Source organism: Streptomyces sp. E2N166, assembly GCF_003671715.1.
Classification (GTDB): domain Bacteria; phylum Actinomycetota; class Actinomycetes; order Streptomycetales; family Streptomycetaceae; genus Streptomyces; species Streptomyces thinghirensis.
Genome location: NZ_RAIF01000006.1, coordinates 1,511,110 through 1,515,016, shown reverse-complemented (window position 1 = coordinate 1,515,016; position 3,907 = coordinate 1,511,110). Strand labels below are relative to the sequence as shown.

Below are 3,907 nucleotides of genomic sequence, written 5' to 3'. Positions count from 1 at the left end.
CGGCCGAGGCGGGCGAACCAGCGGTCGCGCACGCCGAGGATCCAGGCCTCGGCCCGGGTGATCAGCGGCTCGAACCACGGCAGCGCCAGCAGGATCAGCAGCCCCGCGGCCCAGCCGAGGAGCACGTCGCTGAGCCAGTGCGTACCGAGGTAGACGGTGGACATGCCCACCCCGAGTGAAACGACCGCCGACAGGGCCGACAGCCAGCGCCGCGCCCTCGGCGTCGAGGCCAGATAGGCCAGGATGCCCCAGGTCACGACGGCGTTCGCGGTGTGACCGCTCGGAAATATATCGCCGCCGAGCCACATCTCGTTGGCGCCGACCGTGGTCGCGTAGTGCGGCCCGAGCCGGCCCATGCCGATCTTGGCGGCTCCCACCGTGACGTTCAGCAGGAGCAGGGAGACGCCGAGCGCGAGCAGGGGGCGCAGAGTGTGCTGCCGCCAGGAGCGCCAGCCGAGCCACGCCGCGACCATCACCGCGGTGGGGCCGCGCTGGCCGAGCACCACGTAGTAGTCGACGAACGCGTGGATCTCGGGCCACTGCTGGTAGGGCCGGAAGAACATGACCTGCCAGTCGAGCCGGACCAGCCACGAGGTGATGAGCACGGCCCACACGATCGCGATATAGAACGCGAGGGTCCCGGCGAACAGCGCAATCCGGTGCCGGCTCATCACCGGCACATCTAGGTGGGCCGGTCGTTCCGGCTCCCGGTCCAGTCTCGCGAACACCCGGTCCAGACGGGTGAGGTTCCGTTCGGTACGCACCCAATCGACGTTACAGCGAGTGAGGAGTGATCCCGGCCGAATCAACGGCTTTGTGATGACGATGTGATGTGGGATTCCTCTCAGCGAGTGGTTTATTTCCGAGGAATCCGCAATGCGGGGCGACCGTGGACTGCATTTCCTTTGATCGGCCCGGTCGGCGGTTTTATCGTGCTTATGAATTCGTTAACCGAATGCTGGTACGGAATTATCCCGGCGGCCATCGGACGGCCCGGGCCGGTCAGGGCGGACCGGAGCCGTTCAGCCAGAACGCCCCGTACACCGCCGAAGCCACCGCCACACCGCCCAGGATCAGCGCCGACCTGGAGGTTCGCAGCCGGGCGAGAGCGGCGGCGAGGGGCAGCAGCAGCGGGAACGCGGGCATGAGCAGCCGGGGCTTCGAGCCGAAGTAGCTCGACGCGCACAGGGCGAGGACGGTGACGATCCCCGCGTACACCAGCAGCGCGAGCGGCTGGCGCTGCCGTACGCACACGACGTACAGCCAGACCAGCAGCGCGACCCCGACGACCAGCCCGACGCCCGCCAGGGCCGACGGGAACCCCGTGAACATCCCGGCGACGAAACGGGCGAAGGCCGCGCCCCCGTCGAAGCCGTTGCGCCAGCCGGCCTGGACGTCGAGGTAGCCGAGCGGGCCCTGGCCGGTGCGGTGCCCGACCCAGAGCACGTACCCGGCGGCGCCCAGGGGCGCGAGGAGTATGCCGAGCACACGCCGCGCGCCGTCACCGGGGGCGCGCTCCGAGCCGTGGGCGCCGTCCGGGACGGCGTCGCTCCGGTTTCGCACGAATGCCACGACCGCGGCCGCCCACACCGCCGCCGCCACCGCGAGTCCGACCGGACGGGTCAGCCCGGCCAGCGCGGCCAGCGCCCCCGCCGTCACCCAGCGCCCGGTCAGCACCGCGTACAGCGACCAGGCGGCCAGCGCCGTGAACAGGGACTCGCTGTACGCCATGGACTGCACGATCCCGACCGGCAGCGCGGCCCACAGCAGCACCGCGCACACCCCTGCCCGCCCGTCTCCCGCCACCACCCTTCCAAGGCCGCGCTTCGCGCCTTCGTCATTCCGGCCGCACACATGGTCGGCCACCGCGAAGATCCCCCAGGCCGCGGCGAGCGAGGCGAGCAGACTCACGACGAAGCCCGTATCCGCGTACGACAGGGGCGAGACCGCCGCGCCGAACCGCTCCAGCCAGGGCAGCAGCGGGAAGAAGGCCAGGTTGGAATGGACGTCGCCGTTCGGTAGGCGCACCTCGTAGCCGTAGCCCAGGTCGGCGACCCCGGTGTACCAGAGGGAGTCCCAGCGGGCGGTCAGCAGCGTGTACGCGCTCTTGTCGCGCGCGGCACTCCACAGGGCCAGGGCGAGCAGGCCGAGGGCGCGTACGGCCGCGTAGCCGAGGAGCGCCGGGGCGGCCCGGCGCAGGGCACCGGCGCGGCCCGCCGTGCGCGTTTCAAGATCGGTCACGGGCTCGATTATCTGCCGGGCACGGCGGGGCCCCGCAGGCCGGGGCAGGCGGGCCGGCGGACGTGGTGGTGGATGCCACACAGGTCACGCGGGATGTGTGAGGTCCGCCACGTGTGCGGTGCGCCCTCTCGCGTACTCTGGCGAGTCACTCGCGTTCCGTTGCGCGGCCCGGAGACCCCGCTCCTCTCCGGCCGAGCCGCAGGGGAGTCCCCACCCCGCGCAGCCCGCCGGACGCGAGGGAACATCTTGGAGGTACGTACATGTCCGGGACGACCACGGCTGCCGCCGCGCTGCGCCGTCGGGCGGCCGGGGCCGGTGCCAACCGCTGGGCGGTTCTGGTCGTCCTCTGCGTCAGCCTGCTGCTCGTCGCCGTCGACGCGACCGTGCTGCACGTGGCGGTCCCCGCCGTCACCGAGGACCTGCGGCCCGGCGCCATCGAACTGCTCTGGATCGTCGACATCTACCCGCTCGTCTGCGCCTCGCTGCTGATCCTGTTCGGCACGCTGGGTGACCGGGTGGGCCGCAGACGGGTCCTCCTGCTCGGCTACGCGCTCTTCGGCGTCGCCTCCGCGCTGGCGGCCCTCGCGGACAACGCCCAGCTGCTGATCGTGGCCCGCGCGCTGCTCGGCGTCGGCGGCGCGATGATCATGCCGGCGACGCTGTCGATCCTGCGCCAGGTCTTTCCCGACCGGCGGGAACGGGCGATGGCCATCGGTATCTGGAGCGCCGTGGCCGCGGTCGGCGCGGCGGTCGGCCCGCTGCTCGGCGGCTTCCTGCTGGAGCACTTCTGGTGGGGCTCGGTCTTCCTCGTCAACATCCCGCTGATGCTGGTCAGCCTCCCGGTGGGGCGGCTGCTGCTGCCCGAGTCGAAGGGTGACGGCCGCGGGCCCTGGGACGTCGTCGGCGCGCTGATGGCGGCGGGCGGCCTGTTCGGCGTCGTCCTCGGCGTGAAGCGGCTGGGCGGCGGGGAGCCGGTGGCGAGCGTGCTCACCGTGCTGCCGCTGGTGGCGGGCGCGGCCCTGCTGGTCTCCTTCGTGCGACGGCAGCGGCGGCGAACGCACCCTCTGGTGGACCTGGAGATGTTCCGGCGGCCGGCGTTCAGCACGTCCGTGGGGTGCATCGTGCTGGCGATGCTGGCGCTGGTGGGTCTGGAACTGATCGCGGCCCAGTACCTGCAGCTGGTGCTCGGGCTGTCCCCGCTGGAGACCGGGCTGCGGCTGCTGCCGCTGACCTTCGCGGCGATGGCGGCGGGGCTGGCGGGCGCGCGGATGCTGCGGCGGTTCGGGCCGCGGCGGACGGTGTGCGCCGGGTTCTGTCTGACCGCCTTCGCGGTGGTGCTGCTGACGGCGCTGGGGCGGACCGACAACTGCGCGCTGATGCTCTCCGGGTTCGTGCTGCTCGGCTTTGGGCTGGAGACGACGCTCTTCGGGGCGTACGAGTCGATGCTGAGCGAAGCTCCGCAGGAGCAGGCCGGTGGGGCGGCGGCGATCGGGGAGACGTCGTACCAGCTGGGCGCCGGGATCGGGATCGCGCTGCTGGGCAGCGTGATGAACGCGGCGTACGCGCCAGGGCTGGCGGGGGGTGTGCCCGGGGTGCCGGGGCCGGCGTCGGTCGCGGCGGGGCATTCGCTGGGGGAGGCGTACGAGGTGGCCGCGCAGCTTGGCGG

The 3,907-nt window shown here is 72.3% G+C and carries 3 protein-coding genes; 1 reads left to right on the top strand and 2 read right to left on the bottom strand.

Annotated elements, in window-relative coordinates; genetic code table 11:
• The coding region (locus EBH09_RS07350) for a phosphatase PAP2 family protein (protein ID WP_153182619.1) at nt 1-764 on the bottom strand (764 nt) is incomplete at its 3' end.
• A 238-nt stretch (nt 765-1,002) separates the two neighbouring features.
• The gene (locus tag EBH09_RS37725; protein WP_193776154.1) at nt 1,003-2,241 is read right to left on the bottom strand and encodes a hypothetical protein; all 1,239 of its coding nucleotides are present in this window, start codon (nt 2,239-2,241) and stop codon (nt 1,003-1,005) included.
• Between the two features lie 260 nt (nt 2,242-2,501).
• Here EBH09_RS37725 and EBH09_RS07340 point away from each other — a divergent pair.
• A partial coding sequence (locus tag EBH09_RS07340) for an MFS transporter (protein ID WP_238697229.1) occupies nt 2,502-3,907 on the top strand: 1,406 nt, incomplete at its 3' end.